The 17,755-nt window shown below is 61.7% G+C and carries 14 protein-coding genes and 2 pseudogenes; 13 read left to right on the forward strand and 3 right to left on the reverse strand.

Annotated features, from left to right (window positions below; all coding sequences use genetic code 11):
• Nucleotides 1-140 precede the first annotated feature (140 nt).
• Together F6X42_RS44815 and F6X42_RS44820 are read left to right on the forward strand one after the other, a co-directional pair.
• Nucleotides 141-320, forward strand: a pseudogene (locus tag F6X42_RS44815) (hypothetical protein); the annotation flags it as partial.
• 277 nt (nt 321-597) lie between these two features.
• Nucleotides 598-855: a hypothetical protein gene (locus F6X42_RS44820; RefSeq protein WP_246530479.1), complete on the forward strand. Its 258-nt coding sequence runs from the start codon at nt 598-600 to the stop codon at nt 853-855.
• Between the two features lie 120 nt (nt 856-975).
• Here the strand turns inward: F6X42_RS44820 and speB are convergent, their stop codons facing one another.
• The 3 genes from speB to F6X42_RS39070 form a co-directional block, all read right to left on the reverse strand.
• The gene (gene speB, locus F6X42_RS39060) at nt 976-1,944 is read right to left on the reverse strand and encodes an agmatinase (RefSeq protein WP_187639188.1); all 969 of its coding nucleotides are present in this window, start codon (nt 1,942-1,944) and stop codon (nt 976-978) included.
• Nucleotides 1,945-2,080: 136 nt separating this feature from the next.
• A complete protein-coding gene (locus F6X42_RS39065; protein ID WP_187639189.1) occupies nt 2,081-3,574 on the reverse strand; it encodes an aldehyde dehydrogenase in 1,494 nt (497 codons plus the stop codon).
• Nucleotides 3,575-3,664: 90 nt separating this feature from the next.
• A complete protein-coding gene (locus tag F6X42_RS39070) occupies nt 3,665-4,216 on the reverse strand; it encodes a cupin domain-containing protein (RefSeq protein ID WP_187639190.1) in 552 nt (183 codons plus the stop codon).
• A 418-nt stretch (nt 4,217-4,634) separates the two neighbouring features.
• Between F6X42_RS39070 and F6X42_RS44825 the strand changes: the two genes are divergently transcribed.
• The 11 genes and pseudogenes from F6X42_RS44825 to F6X42_RS39120 all read left to right on the forward strand — a co-directional run bounded on the left by F6X42_RS44825 (nt 4,635) and on the right by F6X42_RS39120 (nt 17,604).
• Nucleotides 4,635-4,856 (forward strand): hypothetical protein, encoded by a 222-nt coding sequence (locus tag F6X42_RS44825; RefSeq protein ID WP_376776510.1) that lies wholly within the window; start codon nt 4,635-4,637, stop codon nt 4,854-4,856.
• Between the two features lie 304 nt (nt 4,857-5,160).
• Nucleotides 5,161-5,955 carry a gamma-glutamyl-gamma-aminobutyrate hydrolase family protein gene (locus F6X42_RS39075; protein ID WP_187639191.1) on the forward strand — a complete coding sequence of 265 codons (795 nt, stop codon included), beginning with the start codon at nt 5,161-5,163 and terminating at the stop codon, nt 5,953-5,955.
• A 32-nt stretch (nt 5,956-5,987) separates the two neighbouring features.
• The gene (locus F6X42_RS39080; RefSeq protein WP_187639192.1) at nt 5,988-7,322 is read left to right on the forward strand and encodes a glutamine synthetase family protein; all 1,335 of its coding nucleotides are present in this window, start codon (nt 5,988-5,990) and stop codon (nt 7,320-7,322) included.
• Nucleotides 7,323-7,388: 66 nt separating this feature from the next.
• The gene (locus F6X42_RS39085) at nt 7,389-8,840 is read left to right on the forward strand and encodes an aspartate aminotransferase family protein (RefSeq protein WP_187639193.1); all 1,452 of its coding nucleotides are present in this window, start codon (nt 7,389-7,391) and stop codon (nt 8,838-8,840) included.
• A gap of 85 nt (nt 8,841-8,925) precedes the next feature.
• On the forward strand, nt 8,926-10,047 hold the full coding sequence (locus tag F6X42_RS39090; protein ID WP_187639194.1) for a polyamine ABC transporter substrate-binding protein: 1,122 nt from the start codon (nt 8,926-8,928) through the stop codon (nt 10,045-10,047).
• Nucleotides 10,048-10,260: 213 nt separating this feature from the next.
• Nucleotides 10,261-11,424, forward strand: a complete 1,164-nt coding sequence (locus F6X42_RS39095) for an ABC transporter ATP-binding protein (protein WP_187639195.1) — start codon at nt 10,261-10,263, stop codon at nt 11,422-11,424.
• Complete coding sequence (locus F6X42_RS39100) at nt 11,421-12,395, forward strand: ABC transporter permease subunit (protein ID WP_187639196.1); 975 nt, start codon at nt 11,421-11,423, stop codon at nt 12,393-12,395. Before F6X42_RS39095 ends, F6X42_RS39100 begins: the two co-directional genes overlap by 4 nt.
• Nucleotides 12,392-13,303, forward strand: coding sequence for an ABC transporter permease subunit (locus tag F6X42_RS39105; protein ID WP_187639197.1), 912 nt, complete (start codon nt 12,392-12,394; stop codon nt 13,301-13,303). The genes F6X42_RS39100 and F6X42_RS39105 overlap by 4 nt, the downstream gene beginning before the upstream one ends.
• Before the next feature lie 37 nt (nt 13,304-13,340).
• Complete coding sequence (locus F6X42_RS39110; RefSeq protein ID WP_187639198.1) at nt 13,341-14,912, forward strand: DUF3138 family protein; 1,572 nt, start codon at nt 13,341-13,343, stop codon at nt 14,910-14,912.
• Nucleotides 14,913-14,984: 72 nt separating this feature from the next.
• Nucleotides 14,985-16,277, forward strand: a complete 1,293-nt coding sequence (locus F6X42_RS39115; protein WP_187639199.1) for an NAD(P)/FAD-dependent oxidoreductase — start codon at nt 14,985-14,987, stop codon at nt 16,275-16,277.
• Nucleotides 16,277-17,604: pseudogene (locus tag F6X42_RS39120) on the forward strand (NAD(P)/FAD-dependent oxidoreductase). Before F6X42_RS39115 ends, F6X42_RS39120 begins: the two are co-directional and overlap by 1 nt.
• Nucleotides 17,605-17,755: the final 151 nt, after the last annotated feature.

Genomic DNA, 17,755 nt, shown 5'->3' on the forward strand with positions numbered 1-17,755 from the left:
TAGAAATGCCATTGATTCACGCAACAGTGATCAGGTACCAAATGGTACGAAGCCGTTGCGTCGAATTCGTGAAAGGAACGGGAAATCCGCAACGCTCTTTCCCGTACCACTGATGTTGATAAATTACATTATGTCAAATCGGCAAACGCCGCGGCATCTTCTATAACACTGGACACGGCCACTTGGGATGGACGTTGTCCGCGGCAACGGCCGAACTGGTGGCAGAAACGCTACTTGGTGAAACGCGCACGAGGGTGAGCACGCTCCACGGGTCCGTTAGCAGAGGCGCCGCAAAGACTGGACCCGTGACTAGCGAGTAGAGGCACTGCGGCGCCCTATCGCGGCAACGACCTGGATGGCCGAGTGCATGCCGCTTCGCGCGCGGTTGGCGAAAGCAAACCCGGTTGAAGGAAAGCCGACCCTGCCGTCTACCAACCGTACTTGAGTTCGACGCCGGCGTAGTCCGCATTATGTCCGCCAGCCTGGCGGATAGAGTTTCCAACCTGAAAGTGCACGCCTTCGATCGAACCGATCAGGTTTGCCGCAATCAGCGCGACGCAAACCGCCACGCTGCTGACGCTGTTCGGCGTGGGCGGAATGGCGTTGCAATTTCCGGTCGGCGGGTTCGCGCTGGCCGCGCCCGCATCATGGCTCGCTGCAGCGAGCGCCGTGCTGCTCGGCGGCATGAACAGTTCGTACGTCACGCTCGGCATGTATGCGGAGGCCTGCAGCGACAAGGCCGCGCTGACGCGCAATATGCGGCTGGTGTCGCTCATCTTCACTGCGAGTTCGATCGTGGGGCCGCTCGCTGCGGGCTTCGCCATGAAGGCACGCGGCAGCGACATGCTGCTGTGACAACTGGCACTCATGAGCGGCGCGCTGGTTGTCTACACGCTCGGTCTGCGCGAGGGCCGGCGCCAGCCCGATCGATCGTCGTCGATGGGCTGAGCCGGCCTTGCAAAAGATGAAGCGTGCCTAAGCCTGGCGTTCGGCAACCTTGCGCTGTCGCCACAGACACAACAGATCGCACGCGATATGCGCGGCGGCAATCGCGGTGATCTCGCTCTGGTCATATGCAGGTGCCACTTCGACGACGTCCGCGCCCACCAGATTCAGCGCGCCGAGCCCGCGCACGATCGCGAGCCCCTGAGCCGACGACAACCCGCCCGCCACCGGCGTACCCGTTCCCGGCGCGAACGCCGGGTCGAGACAGTCGATATCGAACGTCAGATACGCGGGACGTTCCCCGACAATCGACGTGATCCGCTCCACCGCCGTTCGCGCGCCGTGTTCGTGCACCCAGGCGGCATCGAGAATGTTGATCCCCATGAAATCATCGTTCCACGTGCGAATGCCGATCTGCACCGAGGTCTTCGGATCGATCAAACCGTCCTTCACCGCCTTGTAGAACATCGAGCCGTGGTTCAGGCTGTCGGGACTATCGTCGGCCCAGGTATCGCAGTGGGCGTCGAAATGAATCAGCGAAAGCGGCTTGCCGTACTTCTGCGCATGCGCGATCAGGAGCGGATAGGTGATGTAATGATCGCCGCCGAGTGTCAGCATCTTCGCGTCCGAGCGCAGGATCGTGCGCGCATGCTCGACGATCGATTCCTTGATCGTCAGCGGATTGTGCGCGTCGAACCAGCAATCGCCGTAGTCGGTCACGGCGAGATCGTCGAACGGATTGAAACCCCACGGATACGGATGCAACTCCGAGATCTGCGCGCTGGCCGCGCGCACCGCCGCCGGGCCGAGACGCGCGCCGGAACGGAACGTGGTGGCCAGATCGAGCGGCACGCCGGAGACCACGACGTCAACGCCGTCGAGTTCGCGGGTGTACTTGCGGCGCATGAACGACAACACACCCGCATAGGTGTTCTCGATCGACGAGCCATATAGCGACGAACGGCGGATCGCGCCGTCGCCGTAGACGAGTTCAGTCATGGACGACCTGATACCTGATAGACATATCGGCGCCACGCGCGGGGCTTCCAGGGGACGCGCGCAACGTCCGGCTTCGGATTCATTGGGGACGCGACGGCGAGCATTACGCACGCCACCGCGCTGGCTTGCGAATCCTTTAGCGCAGCCGCACCAGCGTGGACTTCAGCTCGGTGTACTTCTCCAGCGCGTGCAACGACTTGTCGCGGCCATTGCCCGATTGCTTGTAGCCACCGAAGGGGAAGTTCATGTCCCCGCCTTCATCGTAGCAATTGACCCACACCGTGCCGGCTCGCAGTTTGCGCGAGACGTCATGCGCGGTGGTCAGGTTCGAGGTCCAGACCGCGGCGGCGAGGCCGTACTCGCTGTCGTTAGCGATCCTGATCGCTTCTTCAACCGTGTCGAACGTGATCACCGACAACACCGGCCCGAAGATTTCCTCGCGCGCAACCTTCGCACCCGCAGCCGGGATCTCGAAGATGGTCGGCTCGATATAGAAGCCGCCGCTCGCTTCATTCACACGCGAGCCGCCCAGCAGCAGCTTCGCTTCGGCGCCGCCCGCTTCGATATAGCCCAGCACGCGTTCGAGCTGAACCTTGTCGACGATCGCGCCCATCGAGGTCTTCGGATCGAGCGGATTGCCCGGCGTATAACTGCGCGCGGCGGCGATCAGCTTGTCCAGAAATACGTCCTTGATATCGCGATGCACGAGCAGGCGCGAACCCGCGGTGCACATTTCGCCCATGTTGTAGAAGATCGCACCGGCCGCCGCGTTCGCCGCGCGGTCCATATCGGGGCAATCCGGCATCACGATGTTCGGCGACTTGCCGCCGAGTTCGAGCCACACGCGCTTCAGGTTCGACTGCCCGGCGTACTGCATAATCAGCTTGCCGACGTTGGTCGAGCCGGTGAAGGCGAGGCAGTCCACCTTTTGGTGCAGGGCCAGCAGCTTGCCCGGCTCGCCCGCACCCGGCACGACGTTGAATACGCCGGCGGGAATACCCGCGTCCAGCGCGAGTTGCGCGAGCCGGATCGCCGTGAGCGGCGACTTCTCCGAAGGCTTGAGCACCACGCTATTGCCCGCGGCCAACGCCGGGCCGAACTTCCACGACGCCATCAGGATCGGGAAATTCCACGGCACGACCGCGGCCACCACGCCGATCGGCTCGCGCGTGACGAGCCCGACCAGATGATGATCGGCCGGCGCGACTTCGCCGCCGACCTTGTCGATCGCCTCAGCAAACCATTCGACGCAATACGCCGCGCCCGGCACGTCCACGGTGGTGGTGTCGGCGATCGGCTTGCCCGCGTCGAGCGTTTCGAGTAGCGCGAGTTCGTCCATGTGCTCGCGGATCGACGCGGCCCAGCGCAGCAGAATGGCCTTGCGCTGGCGCGGGTTGAGACCTGACCACACGCCGGAGTCGAACGCGCGGCGCGCGGCCGCCACGGCGGCGTCGACATCCGCCGCTCCGCTGTCGGCGACTTTTGCCAGCAGCTTGCCGTCGATCGGGCTCAGGCAGTCGAACGTGCGGCCGCCGGCGGCGTCACGGTATTCGCCGTCGATAAACGCGCGGCCTTCGATCGAAAGCGTAGCGGCCTTGTCTTGCCAGAAAGCGAGAGATTTCTTGTCCATCAGGATGCCTCAATAGTTATGCGCGCTACGCCGGCCGGCATCGACTTCATCCGGCATTGAACCGCGTCGCGGCGCGTTGGCGCGGACTCTTTAGAACGTGGGTGGCGAATTGGCCGACACGATCTCGCAGAGATGCTCCGCGCTGGGATTGCGAAAACGGTGCGGGAGACGGCTTTCGAAGTAATAGCTGTCACCGGGGTCGAGCAGCCACGTCGTGCCGTCCACGGTCAGTTCGATCTGACCGCTGACCACGACCCCGCCCTCGTGCCCTGGGTGCTCGAGCATCTCCGGCCCCGTATCCGACAACGGTTGATAAACCTCGCGCAGAATGCCCATGTTGCGGTCCCTCACGCTCGAACCAGCCAGATAGAACTCGATCGACTCATTGCCGAGGTTCGGCATGTCGGCGCGGCGCGACACCACCGAACGTTCCACTTCGACCTCGAAGGTGAAGAACTCGGCGAGACTCATCGGAATGCATTCGAGCAGTTTCTTCAGCGAACCGACCGACGGGCTCACGCGGTTCTGCTCGATCAGCGAGATCGTGCCGTTCGTCACGCCCGCCCGTTTAGCCAGTTCACGCTGGGACAAGCCGTGCTTCTTGCGGATGTATTGCAGGCGGGTGGCTACTTCTATGGACATTGCTAGGTTCTCTGACATTGAAGACGATCGGGCGCATGGACTCGGGCAACAGTGTGCCCGCAAGTGTTGAATATTCTAATCACTTTAATCGTTGCGTCGCTGGGGAAAACCCTGAAAGGATTCCGAAATATGAATCGCGCAACGATCGTTCCGGTCGGGTCGGTTTCTAGCCATGACCTCGGGAAAGCCCTGATAAATCTTTATAAAAATGAATTGACGCCTTTATTGGCTCGTATATGCTGGTTCACAGGCGATCGTCATACCGGCGTCACGAGACACTCAAGTGTGTTTCGCGGCGTAGCGAACCTGGTTCGCATAGGTTCGAGGCGATCATCCCAGCGTCCTGTTTCTTTAAAAGCCCCGTGCGGATTTCGAGCAGGCCGTTCAATACTTTCAACGTCGCTAGTCGAGTGTAATCGTGAGAGTCCGAGGCCCTTTGGTGAGATGGAATCGTAGTCAGGCGAGTTGTCTTCGCGCTGACGGCTCCATCGCCGACGGCAGCAGCGGCAGCCTTGCGTTCCGCCGCTTTCTGTCCGTCTTCACGATCCTGTCCCGTCGTTCAGTTCGACGTCACAACTCTATCTCCGCGCGCGCCTTCATTGCAGTGCGCACGGACGAAGTCGCCTCGCTGCTGCCGTAGCGCCTCCCTCCTTTTCGTCGTTCGATTCGTCCGTTTGCGTGAGCGCGCTCTCTCGAGCCGTGCGTTACCGCATGTGCGGCGCTGTCTGCCGCCTGTGCGCTTCATGCGGATCAGGTCAGTTGCGCACCGCAGCGGATCGAATCGAACGGCCCACCTGATTATCACGCGCGGCGCGTTCAGTTGACGACGACCGCCTGCACTACCCCGGCGGCCTGGCGCCTTGCGCCCGGCCGCGGAATCGTGCCGCGCTGTGTTTAACGCAGTCCATGCCGCGTCCCGCGGGGACTCACCACGTCTATTCGTTATGCGAAACAAACCTCTGGTCGGCATCAGTGCCGACAGAACGATGATGGGAATCCACCCGTCGCACGTGGTCGGCGAGAAATACATCGCCGCGATCGTGGACGGCTCACAGGCGCTGACCATGTTGTTGCCAGCGCTCGGTGAGCGGCAGTCCGCTGAAGACGTGCTGGCGACGGTCGACGGCCTGCTGTTTACCGGCAGCTACTCGAACGTCGAGCCGCACCGCTACGGCGGCCATGCCAGCGCACCGGGCACGCTGCACGACGCCGCACGCGATGCGACGACGCTGCCGCTGATGCGGGCGGCAATCGCCGCCGGCGTGCCGGTGCTGGCCGTGTGCCGGGGCTTCCAGGAAATGAACGTGGTATTCGGCGGGACGCTGCACCAAAGCGTTCACGCGGTGGCTGGCCTGAACGACCATCGCGAGAACAAGGAAGACGACCTCGACGTGCAATACGCGGCGTCGCATTCGATCACGCTGACACAAGGCGGCTTGTTGCAGCGCCTCGCGGGTGGCACGAATGAAGCGCGTGTGAATTCCTTGCACGGTCAGGGCGTCGAGCGGTTGGGCATCGGCCTCACGGCCGAAGCCATTGCACCGGACGGGCTGATTGAAGCGGTGAGCGTGAAGGATGCGCGCGCGTTCGCGCTGGGTGTGCAGTGGCACCCGGAGTGGAAGCATGCCGACGACGCGCTGTCCACCGCGATCTTTCGCGCGTTCGGCGCCGCCTGCCGAGATCGAATGCGCACCAAGGCCGGCTATGGCGCGGCATCCGCCGCCGCCACGCATGCCTGAGCCGGTCGCGCAACCAAACAGAGAGAATAATCATGCATGACATCGACGAATTTCTGAAGAAGCACCGCGTCACCGAAATCGAAGCGATCATTCCGGATATGGCCGGGATCGCGCGCGGCAAGATCATTCCGCGCAGCAAGTTCGAATCCGGCGAGTCCATGCGCTTGCCGCAGGCGGTGATGATCCAGACCGTCACAGGGGACTATCCGGAAGACGGCACGCTCACCGGCGTCACCGACCCGGACATGGTCTGCGTGCCCGACGCCAGCACCATCCGGATGATTCCGTGGGCTGTCGACCCGACCGCCCAGGTGATTCACGATTGTGTTCACTTCGACGGCACGCCGGTCGCAATCTCGCCGCGCCGAGTGTTGCGCCGCGTGCTCGAACTCTACAAGGCAAAAGGCTGGAAGCCGGTTATTGCGCCGGAGCTCGAGTTCTACCTGGTCGATATGAACAAGGACCCGGATCTGCCGTTGCAACCGCCGATCGGCCGTACGGGTCGTCCGGAGACCGGGCGTCAGGCGTATTCGATCGAAGCCGTCAACGAATTCGATCCGCTCTTTGAAGACATCTACGAGTACTGCGAGGTGCAGGAACTGGAAGTCGACACGCTGATTCACGAAGTCGGCGCCGCGCAGATGGAAATCAACTTCATGCACGGCGATCCGTTGAAGCTCGCCGACAGCGTGTTCCTGTTCAAGCGCACGGTGCGCGAAGCGGCGCTGCGCCACAAGATGTACGCGACCTTCATGGCCAAGCCGATGGAAGGCGAACCAGGCTCGGCGATGCACATGCATCAAAGTCTCGTCGACGAGGAAACCGGCCGCAATGTGTTCACCGGCGCGGACGGCAAGCCGACCGCGCTGTTCACGAGCTATATCGCCGGCTTGCAGAAGTACACGCCGGCGCTGATGCCGATCTTCGCGCCGTACATCAATTCGTATCGCCGTCTGTCGCGCTTCATGGCCGCGCCGATCAACGTCGCGTGGGGTTACGACAACCGCACGGTGGGTTTCCGCATTCCGCATTCGGGGCCGGCCGCGCGCCGCATTGAAAACCGCATTCCGGGCGTGGACTGCAATCCGTATCTGGCGATTGCCGCGACGCTGGCCGCCGGCTATCTCGGCATGACCCAGCAACTCGCCGCCACCGAACCGCTGCTCAGCGACGGTTACGAATTGCCGTATCAATTGCCCCGCAATCTCGAAGAAGGCCTCACGCTGATGGGCGCCTGCGAGCCGATCGCCGAAGTACTCGGCGAGAAGTTCGTCAAAGCCTTCCTCGCTTTGAAAGAAACCGAATATGAAGCGTTTTTCCGCGTAATCAGTTCGTGGGAACGCCGGCATTTGCTGTTGCACGTCTAAGCGCGCCATCAAGGCGGTTATTCACGACGTCATTTGCAAATGAAAACGCAAAAAACTGGAGGCAGTATGAGCTACAGAACCGAAGAAGTCGCTTACGTGCAACCGGCGCAATCGGCGCAATCGGCGGCAAGCGCACAGGCCGCGCAAAGCGCACCGCGCAGCACCGTCGAATACCGCGCACTCGACGCCGCGCATCACATTCATCCGTTTTCGGATATGGGCTCGCTCAATCGCATCGGCAGCCGCGTGATCGTCAAAGCCAAGGGCGTCTACCTGTGGGACTCGGAAGGCAATAAGGTGATCGACGGCATGGCCGGTCTCTGGTGCGTGAACGTCGGTTATGGCCGCAAGGAACTCGCCGACGCCGCGTACCGGCAAATGCAGGAGCTGCCCTACTACAACACCTTCTTCAAGACCACGCACCCGCCGGTGATCGAACTGTCGGCCCTGCTCGCCGAGCTGGCGCCTGAACCGTTCAATCATTTCTTCTACTGCAACAGCGGGTCGGAAGGCAACGACACGGTGCTGCGTATCGTTCACCAATACTGGGCGACGCAACGCAAGCCTTCGAAGAAGTTCGTCATCTCGCGCAAGAACGGCTATCACGGTTCGACGATCGCGGGCGGCACGCTCGGCGGCATGGGTTACATGCACGAACAGATGCCCTCGAAAGTCGAGCACATCGTGCACATCGATCAGCCATATTTCTTCGGCGAAGCGCAAGGCAATCAGACGCCGGAAGAATTCGCGCTGGCTCGCGCGCAGCAGCTGGAAGCGAAGATCCTCGAAATCGGCGCGGACAATGTGGCCGCGTTTATCGGTGAGCCTTTCCAGGGCGCGGGCGGCGTGATCTTCCCGGCCTCGACCTATTGGCCGGAGATTCAACGCATTTGCCGCAAGTACGACATTCTGCTGGTCGCCGATGAGGTGATCGGCGGTTTCGGTCGCACTGGCGAATGGTTCGCGCATCAGCACTTCGGTTTCGAGCCGGATCTGATCACGCTCGCGAAGGGTCTGACGAGCGGCTATGTGCCCATGGGCGCGGTCGGCCTGCACGACCGCGTCGCCAAAGCCATCATCGAAAACGGCGACTTCAACCACGGCCTCACCTACTCCGGCCACCCGGTGGCGGCGGCCGTCGCGGTTGCCAATCTCAAGCTGCTGCGCGACGGGAAGATCGTCGAGCGCGTCAAGACCGATACCGGTCCGTACTTCCAGAAGAAGCTGCGCGACACCTTCGCCAACCATCCGATCGTCGGCGAGATCTCCGGCGCGGGTCTGGTGGCCGGTCTGCAACTCGCAGAAGACCCGCAAGCGCGCAAGCGTTTCGCCAATGGCGGCGACGTCGGCACGATCTGCCGCGACTTCTGCTTCAACGGCAACCTGATCATGCGTGCCACCGGCGACCGGATGCTGCTGTCGCCGCCGCTCGTCATCAGCAAGCTGGAAATCGACGAAATCGTGTCGAAAGCCAAAGCGGCGATCGACGCAACCACACAACAACTCGGCATTGCGTAACGTCAGTTCGTAACGGCAGTTCGTTCCGGCATGGGCGCACCCACCATCAAGCCCATGCCGGTTCTTCACATCAAGGGAAAAAACCATGAGCGTCAGTCATCTTCGTCAAGCGGTCGCGGGGGCCGCGCTTCTCGCCTTCACCGGTTTTGCGGCGCTGTCGGTGACGCCGGCCCTTGCGGCCGACACGGAATTGAACGTCTATAACTGGTCGGATTACATCGCCAAGGACACGATTCCGAACTTCGAGAAGCAGGACAGCATTCACGTCAAATACGACAACTACGATAGCGACGACACGTTACAGGCCAAGCTGCTCGCCGGCAGTTCCGGCTATGACATCGTGGTGCCGACCTCGAACTACATGGCCAAGCAGATCCAGGCCGGCGTGTACCAGAAGCTCGACAAGTCGAAGCTGCCGAATCTCGCGAATCTTGACCCCGTGTTGATGAAGATGATTGCCGACGCCGATCCGGCCAACCAGTACGGTGTGCCCTGGGCATACGGCACGGACGGCATCGGCTATAACGTGCAGGCCGTGCAGAAAGCACTCGGCGCGAATGCGCCGGTGGATAGCTGGGCGCTCGTGTTCGATCCGGCCAATATCTCGAAGCTCAAGAGCTGCGGTGTCTCGATCCTCGACCAGGCCGTCGACGTCTTCGCCGCCACGCTGCAGTACATGCACAAGGACCCGAACAGCACGAACCCCGCCGACTACCAGGCCGCGTTCGACGTGCTAAAGAAAATTCGCCCGTATATCACCCAATTCAACTCGTCGGGCTACATCAACGACCTCGCCAACAACGATGTGTGCGTCGTATTGGGCTGGTCGGGCGACGTCGGCATTGCGAGCCGCCGCACCGAGGAAGCCAAACGTTCTTACCAGATCAAATTTTCGAACGTGAAGGAAGGCGGCCTGCTGTGGTTCGACGTGATGGTGATCCCGAAAGACGCGCCGCACCCTGAAGCCGCGCTGAAATGGATCAACTACATCTCGGACCCGAAGGTCAACGCGGCGATCACCAACGAGGTGTTCTACCCGACCGCGAACAAGGCCGCACGCCAGTTCGTCACGCCGGCCGTCGCTCACGACACGACCGTTTATCCGGGCGATGAAGTATTGAGCAAGATGACGCTGATGAAGCCGATGCCGACCGACATCCTCCGCCTTGAAAACCGTCTTTGGGCGCAGCTCAAAACCGGCCATTGATCCGACCCGCGAGATAGAAAAACGATCCCGCGCTCAGGGATCGCTCGAACCCTGAGCGCATGAAATGCAGTAATCGCAGTCAGCCTGCGCGCTTTCAGGATGCCACCTGCGCGCAGTCCCCGTGTTTTTCCGATCGCAGCGTACGTTGCGAGTCGCTTCCCGCGCCTCGCAGGGAGACACTTGCGCCCGCGATCCGCAAGGAAGGTTTACATCATGCACTCGACGACCTCAATAAGCGTAGCCGGCGCCACCCAGATGGCCCGCCCCGCGGTGGCGACAAAATCGAAATCGGACGAATTTGTCCGCATCGAAAATGTCGTGAAGCAATTCGGCGACAGCACCGCAGTCGACAACGTCAATCTGAGCATCGCAAAGAACGAGTTGTTCGCGCTGCTCGGCAGCTCCGGCTGCGGCAAGTCCACGCTCCTGCGCATGCTCGCGGGGCTCGAGACGGTCACGTCCGGGCGCATTTTCGTCGACGGCGAAGATCTCGCCGCGATGCCGTCGTACAAGCGGCCGGTCAACATGATGTTCCAGTCGTATGCGCTGTTCCCGCACATGAGCGTGGAGGCGAACATTGCCTTCGGTCTGAAGCAGGAGGGCACGCCGAAGAACGAGATCAAGGAACGCGTCGCCGACGCGCTGAATCTCGTGCAGATGAGCAAATACGCACAACGCAAGCCGCACCAGCTATCTGGCGGCCAGCAGCAGCGTGTGGCGCTCGCCCGTTCGCTGGTCAAGCGCCCCAAGCTGCTGCTGCTCGACGAACCCATGTCGGCGCTCGATAAAAAGATTCGTCAGAAGACCCAGCTCGAACTCGTGAACATCATCGAGAAGGTCGACGTGACCTGCGTGATGGTCACGCACGATCAGGAAGAAGCGATGACGATGGCCGGCCGTCTCGCCGTGATGAGTGAAGGCCGCATCGTCCAGATTGGCTCGCCGAGTCAGGTTTACGAGTTTCCGAATAGCCGCTTCTCAGCCGAATTCATCGGTTCGACCAATCTGTTCGAAGGCCGCGTGGTCGAGGATGAACCAGACCATATCTTCGTCGAAAGCGATGAACTCGAAGCCCGCATGTATGTGAGCCACGGGGTGACTGGGCCGCTTGGCATGCCGGTGGGCATCTCGGTGCGTCCCGAGCGCGTGAAGGTGTCGCTCGAAAAGCCCGCGGCGCCGCACAACTGGGCGCGCGGCGTGGTCTCCGACGTCGCGTACATGGGCAGCTATTCGCTGTATCACGTGCGCCTGCCGAGCGGCAAGACCGTCGTGTCGAATCTCTCCAGTTCGCACCTGATGAGCGAAGGTGCGCCTTCCTATAACGACGACGTGTTCGTCTACTGGTCGCCGGCGAGCGGCGTGGTGCTGACGCAATGAGAAATCCCGCTACCTCCTCCCCCACGGCGCTCGGCGCGCCGCCAGGCAGCCGCTTGGCCGGCTCGCTGAAAAAGCGCCTCCTGATGCTGCTGCCGTCGGGACGCGCGACCGTGATCGGCGTGCCGTTTCTATGGCTCGTGGTGTTCTTCGCGTTGCCGTTCGTGCTGGTGCTGAAGATCAGCTTCGCCGATCAGCGCATGGGCATTCCGCCGTACACGAATCTCGTAACGATCCAGGACGGCATGGTGCATTTCGCGATGCAGCTGAGCCATTATGCGTTCCTGCTGCAAGACGATCTGTACATCGCCACGTATATCAGCTCGCTGAAGATGGCCGCGGTGTCGACCTTTTTCTGCCTGCTGATCGGCTATCCGATTGCGTATTACATCGCCCGTTCTGAACCGGCCAGACGCAACCTGCTGATGATGGGCGTGATGCTGCCGTTCTGGACGTCGTTCCTGATTCGCGTCTATGCGTGGGTCGGCATCCTGAAAGACGACGGCCTGCTCAATCACACGCTGATGTCGATCGGCATGATTCATTCGCCGTTGCGCCTTTATCACACGGATATCGGCGTCTATATCGGCATGGTCTATTCGTACCTGCCGTTCATGGTGATGCCGTTGTACGCGCACCTCGTGAAGATGGACCTGACGCTGCTCGAAGCGGCTTACGACCTCGGCTGCAAACCGTGGACCGCCTTCACGCGCATCACTTTGCCGCTGTCGAAGAACGGCATCATCGCCGGCAGTTTGCTGGTGTTCATTCCGGCGGTCGGCGAATACGTGATTCCCGAACTGCTCGGCGGCGCCGACACGCTGATGATCGGCCGCGTGATGTGGGATGAGTTCTTCAACAACATGGACTGGCCGATGGCCTCCGCCGTCACTGTCGCAATGGTGCTACTGCTGCTCGTGCCGATGGCCGTGTTCCAGTACTACCAGGTCAAGGAACTGGAGAGCGCGAAATGATCAAACCCAATAAGACGCTTTCCACGAGCGTGCTGAGCTTCGGCTTTCTGTTTCTGTATATCCCGATCATCAGCCTCATCGTGTACTCGTTCAACGAGTCGAAGCTCGTCACCGTGTGGTCCGGCTTCTCGTTCAAATGGTACGGCGCGCTGTTGCACGACGGCGAACTGCTGAGCGGCGCATGGCTTTCGTTGAAGACCGGTCTGCTGACCGCGTGCGCCTCCGTGGTGATCGGCACGTGGGCGGGCTTTGTGCTCGCGCGCTTCGGACGCTTTCGCGGTTTCACGCTATTTGCCGGGATGATCAACGCACCGATGGTGATTCCCGAAGTGATTCAGGGCATCTCACTGCTGTTGCTGTTCGTCGCGCTCGAACAGATGCTCGGCTGGCCGAAGGGCCGTGGCCTCTTCACGATCTGGATCGGCCACGTGATGCTGTGCGTGTCGTATGTGGCGATCATCGTGCAGTCGCGCGTCAAGGAGCTCAACCAATCGCTCGAAGAAGCCGCGCTCGATCTCGGCGCGACGCCGTTCAAGGTGTTCTTCCTGATCACGCTGCCGCTGATCTCGCAGGCGCTGATGTCCGGCTGGTTACTGTCGTTCACGCTCTCGTTCGACGACCTCGTACTCTCCGCCTTCCTGTCCGGCCCAGGCTCGACCACCCTGCCGCTGGTGGTGTTCTCACGCGTGCGTCTCGGCCTGAACCCGGAAATGAACGCGCTCGCGACGATCTTCATCACCACGGTGACGATCGGCGTGATTGCCGTGAACCGCTGGATGCAGTTGCGCGAACGCAAGCGCAACCGCGACATGCAGATGGCTTTCGCACTCGCCGAGACCGCCGCGCCCTCGCATTTAGCACCACAACAAGCCGCCGTACGAAAGCCGCTCGATACGGCACGCGCATAAGAAGTCCTTCTCAATACGACCAATAAGGAGAATTTGCATGAGAAAGAAGCTTATCTGTCTACTGGTGGCGGGGAGTCTGCCTGGCATAGCCATGGCCGATACTACCAGTGACCAGATCAAGGCGCTCCAGGCCCAACTCAACGCGCTGCAAAAGGAGGTCAAGCAGTTGCGGGCCGAAGTCGCCACCAAACCGAAGGCGGCCATTGCGGCGAACGGGCCGCCTGCTCCGGTGGTGATGGCCGCGCCAGTGGATATTTTGTCGCCGGATTACGGTCGCGCGAAGGCCACGCTGACCAACGACGAAGTCACCGCGATGAAGCAGCAGATCGCCAATCAGCAGTTGAAGGTCGATTCGCTCGAAGACGCGGAGCAGACCGGACCGATCGCGGGTTTATCAGTGACCGGTTATATCGATCCGACCTACGTCTATAACCGCGCGCAGAGCAGTTCGTCGTTCCTGTTCGCGAACCACGAAAACACTTACACGTACTACAACAGCACGTTCGGCGATCTGTACCTCGACATCAAGAAGACCTTCGGTGTCGGCCCGATGGCGCCGTCGGCCGAAGTCACCTTGATGCCGAACCGCGGCAACGGCATCACGCTGCTGCAGAACTCGCACGGCGAGATCGGCAACAACATCCTGAACACGGCAGTCGTCAACGTGCCGATGACGGCGACCACCACGTTCGTTGCCGGTTTGATTCCGAGCTTCGGCGGCTATGAAGTGCAGCAGTCGAATCAGATGCTGACGCTCACGCACGGCCTGCTCTATGACTTCTCGGATCCGGGCAGCTACGTCGGTGTCGGTGCGAACTACACGAAGGGTGACTGGGCGTGGAAGTTCTTCCTCGGCAACGAGCAGTACCGGACGTTCGGCGCGATCACGCAGACCGGCACCAACTCGCTCGGCGATCCGATCACGGTCAGCAACAAGATTCCGAGCTTCACGGCACGCACGGACTACACCTGGTCGAGCGCACTGGATATCGGCGGCTCGTTCAATATCGGCCGTCAGACCTTGCCGAGCGCGATCAACCCGGACACCGGCGCGGTCACTTACGGCGTAGGCGGCCAGGCGCCGAGTTCGGGTGGCACGTTCTTCTTCACGGAAGCCGACCTGACCTACCTGCTCGCCGACGTGCAGTACAACGCCGAAATCGACTACGGGACGCAGCAGAACGCCGCGTTCAACGGCGGCCAGGCGCAGTGGTACGGCCTGTCGCTGCTCGCGCACCGCAAGTTCAATCTGCCGGTGCTGGGCCGCATGGGCGCGACGGTGCGCTATGACGTGCTGGTCAACAGCAAGAACGGCGGCGGCGGTGGCGGCATTGCGCTGAATTCGAACGGCATGGACACGTCGAACGGCTTCGGTATCGGCGCGGACTGTCTCGCCAATTCGAAGGCAGGCGGCGGCCTCGGCTTCGAGTGCAAGGGCGCCACCCGTCAGGACGTCTCGCTCAATCTGCTGTTCTATCCGACCCAGCAGATCATGGTCAAGGTGGAATACCGCCACGACTGGGCCAACCGGCAGGTGTTCCTGAAGAACGACGGTTCGTACGGCAAGTCCAACGACCTGCTCGCGACGCAGTTCATCTACTCGTTCTAATCCGTACTGCCTGGCGCGTGGTCCGCTGCAAAACGGGGCCACGCGTTCAGGCGTATTCTGCGTGCTCCGCCTATGCTCCGATTCTCGAATCAGCCTCACGTTGCCTCGTACTACGCGGCGACCGCCAACGACACGACCCGCCATGCCGCGCTCGAAGAAGCGCTGGACGTCGATGTCTGCGTGATTGGCGCGGGCCTCACCGGCATTTCCACCGCGCTGAATCTCGCCGAACGCGGCCATACCGTCGCGGTGCTCGAAGCGTCGAAAGTCGGCTGGGCGGCGAGCGGCCGCAATGGCGGCCAATTGATCGGCGGCTTTGCGTGCGATATCGATACGTTCGCGAAGTTCATGCCCGCGGACGACGTGAAGCGTGTTTGGGACATGGGGATCGAGACGCTCGATATTGTCAGGGAGCGCGTTGCGAAGCACCAGATCGACTGCGATCTGACTTTCGGTTATCTGACCGTCGCGAACAAACCGCGCGATACGGATGCGCTGAAAAAATGGCGTGACGAAACACAGCGGCGTTTCGGCTATGACCGTTTCAGTTATGTCGATGCCGATGATATCGGCCGCTATGTACAATCCCAGCGCTACTTCGGCGGTCTGTTCGATGCGGACAGCGGCCATCTGCATCCGTTGAATTACACGCTGGGTCTGGCGCGCGCTGCATGCGAAGCCGGCGTGCGCATTTTCGAAGACAGTTGCGTGAGCGCGCTGCGCGCCGAAAACGGCCGGCATGTCGCCGAAACCGCGCGTGGCAAAGTGCGGGCGCAATTCGTCGTGCTCGCGTGCAATACCTACCTCGGCAAACTCGCGCCAGACGTCGCGAGCAAGATCATGCCGGTCGGCACCTATGTGATCGCCACCGAACCGCTCGACCCCGACCGCGCCGAAGCGCTGATGCCCGCCAAAGCCGCCGTGTGCGACAGCCGCTTCGTACTCGACTATTTCCGCACTGCGCCGGATCACCGCTTACTCTGGGGCGGCAAGGTCAGCTATTCGACGTTCGCGCCGCGCAACCTCGGCGAAGCGATGCGCCGCGATATGCTGAAGACTTTCCCCCAACTCGACGATGTCAAAATCGACTGTGCGTGGGGCGGTTTTGTCGACATCACGATGAATCGCGCGCCGCATTTCGGCCGCCTCGCACCGACCGTGTATTTCGCGCAGGGCTTCTCGGGGCACGGCGTGAACACTACCGGACTCGCGGGCAAACTGATCGCCGAAGCGATCGACGGCCAGGCGTCGCGCTTCGATCTGTTCGGCAAGGTTCGTCACCGTGACTTCCCCGGCGGCGCTACACTGCGCACCCCTGCCCTCGTGCTCGCGATGGCCTGGTATCGAATGAAGGACCTGCTTTGATGAATGCTCCGACTCCCGGCTTTAACCGGCTCAATCCGCTCGATCGGCGCGCCGATGCGCTGATCGCCAACTCGTATTACGAAGCGAGCGCGGATCGTCCGCTCGCCGACGATCCGATGCTCGACGGTGCGCTGGAGGCCGACGTCTGCGTGATCGGCGCGGGCTTCTCCGGATTGTCGGTCGCGCTGGAGTGCCGGGCGCGTGGCTTGTCGGTGGTCGTGCTCGACGCGCATCGTCCCGGCTGGGGCGCGTCGGGCCGCAACGGCGGGCAGACGCTGGTGGGTTTCGCGAAAGACGAGATCATAGAACGCCAACTCGGTCTCGATGGCGCGCGTGCCGCGTGGGCGATGTCGGTGGAAGGCGTGGCGCTGGTGCGCGAGCGCATCGAGCGCTACGGCATCGATTGCGATTTCACGTCCGGCTATCTGACGGTCGCCACCAAACCGAAACGCGTGCCCAATCTGCGCGCGTGGATGGAGTCGGCGTCGCAACGCTGGGGCTACACAAGGCTCTCGTGGCTCGATACCGATGAAGTGCGCGCCCGTGTCGCTTCGCGAAACTATCTTGCCGGCGTCTACGATCCGTTTTCCGGCCACCTGCATCCGCTCAAATACTGCCTCGGCCTCGCGGACGCGGCACGTCGCGAAGGCGCGCAACTGGTCGCGCATTCGTCGGTGATCGAGGTCGTGCGCGGGGTGCGGCCTGTGGTGCGTACCGCTCGCGGCGAAGTGCGCTGCCGGTTCGTCGCGGCGTGCGGCAACGCGACGATCGGCGACGTGTTGCCCGCGCCGGTGGCTGCGCGCATCGCGCCGATCCCGTCCTACATCGTCGCCACGGAACCGCTCGGCAAAGCCGCCGACGCATTGATCAAAGGACGCGAGGCGATTTGCGAAACAACTTCTTCCTCGACTATTTCCGTTTGTCGGCGGACCATCGCGTGTTGTTCGGCGGGCGGGCGAGTTCGACTGGAGCGTCGCCCGTGCAACTAGGCGAAGAGATTCGCAAGCGCATGATCCGTGTGTTCCCGCAACTCGGCGACGTGCGAATCGATTATGCGTGGGGCGGTTTCGTCGACGTGACGCGCAATCGCGCACCCGATTTCGGTTCGATCGATCCGAATTACTTCTATGTGCAGGGGTTTTCGGGGCACGGTGTGGCATTGACGGGGATCGCCGGGCGCGTCATTGCTAAAGCGATGGCTGGCAAGACGGCGGCGTTTGATCTGTTCGCGCAGTTGCGGCATGCGCGCTTTCCGGGCGGCCCGGCATTGCGCGGGCCGGCGCTTGAGCTTGGGATGATGTACCACCGGATTTTGGAGTTGTTTTAGTACCTTCTCATACGTTGGAGCTAACGTAAGCGGCTCGGCAGGGCCGGTCCCCGATTCGCGCGCGCGTGGGGCATGATGTGAGAGCGTGGGTAGGTCCGGCGTAGACCACGTGAAGATCGTTCCATGATCGTGGCCACGATCTATCTGGATC

The sequence above is a fragment of the Paraburkholderia podalyriae genome (genome assembly GCF_014397785.1).
GTDB lineage: Bacteria > Pseudomonadota > Gammaproteobacteria > Burkholderiales > Burkholderiaceae > Paraburkholderia > Paraburkholderia podalyriae.

Bases quoted from the DNA above. Each gene is read 5' to 3' on its own strand.
- F6X42_RS44820 (WP_246530479.1), top strand. From the start codon at position 598: ATGGCGTTGCAATTTCCGGTCGGCGGGTTCGCGCTGGCCGCGCCCGCA.
- speB (WP_187639188.1), bottom strand. From the start codon at position 1,944: ATGACTGAACTCGTCTACGGCGACGGCGCGATCCGCCGTTCGTCGCTA.
- F6X42_RS39065 (WP_187639189.1), bottom strand. From the start codon at position 3,574: ATGGACAAGAAATCTCTCGCTTTCTGGCAAGACAAGGCCGCTACGCTT.
- F6X42_RS39070 (WP_187639190.1), bottom strand. From the start codon at position 4,216: ATGTCCATAGAAGTAGCCACCCGCCTGCAATACATCCGCAAGAAGCAC.
- F6X42_RS39075 (WP_187639191.1), top strand. From the start codon at position 5,161: ATGCGAAACAAACCTCTGGTCGGCATCAGTGCCGACAGAACGATGATG.
- F6X42_RS39080 (WP_187639192.1), top strand. From the start codon at position 5,988: ATGCATGACATCGACGAATTTCTGAAGAAGCACCGCGTCACCGAAATC.
- F6X42_RS39085 (WP_187639193.1), top strand. From the start codon at position 7,389: ATGAGCTACAGAACCGAAGAAGTCGCTTACGTGCAACCGGCGCAATCG.
- F6X42_RS39090 (WP_187639194.1), top strand. From the start codon at position 8,926: ATGAGCGTCAGTCATCTTCGTCAAGCGGTCGCGGGGGCCGCGCTTCTC.
- F6X42_RS39095 (WP_187639195.1), top strand. From the start codon at position 10,261: ATGCACTCGACGACCTCAATAAGCGTAGCCGGCGCCACCCAGATGGCC.
- F6X42_RS39100 (WP_187639196.1), top strand. From the start codon at position 11,421: ATGAGAAATCCCGCTACCTCCTCCCCCACGGCGCTCGGCGCGCCGCCA.
- F6X42_RS39105 (WP_187639197.1), top strand. From the start codon at position 12,392: ATGATCAAACCCAATAAGACGCTTTCCACGAGCGTGCTGAGCTTCGGC.
- F6X42_RS39110 (WP_187639198.1), top strand. From the start codon at position 13,341: ATGAGAAAGAAGCTTATCTGTCTACTGGTGGCGGGGAGTCTGCCTGGC.
- F6X42_RS39115 (WP_187639199.1), top strand. From the start codon at position 14,985: ATGCTCCGATTCTCGAATCAGCCTCACGTTGCCTCGTACTACGCGGCG.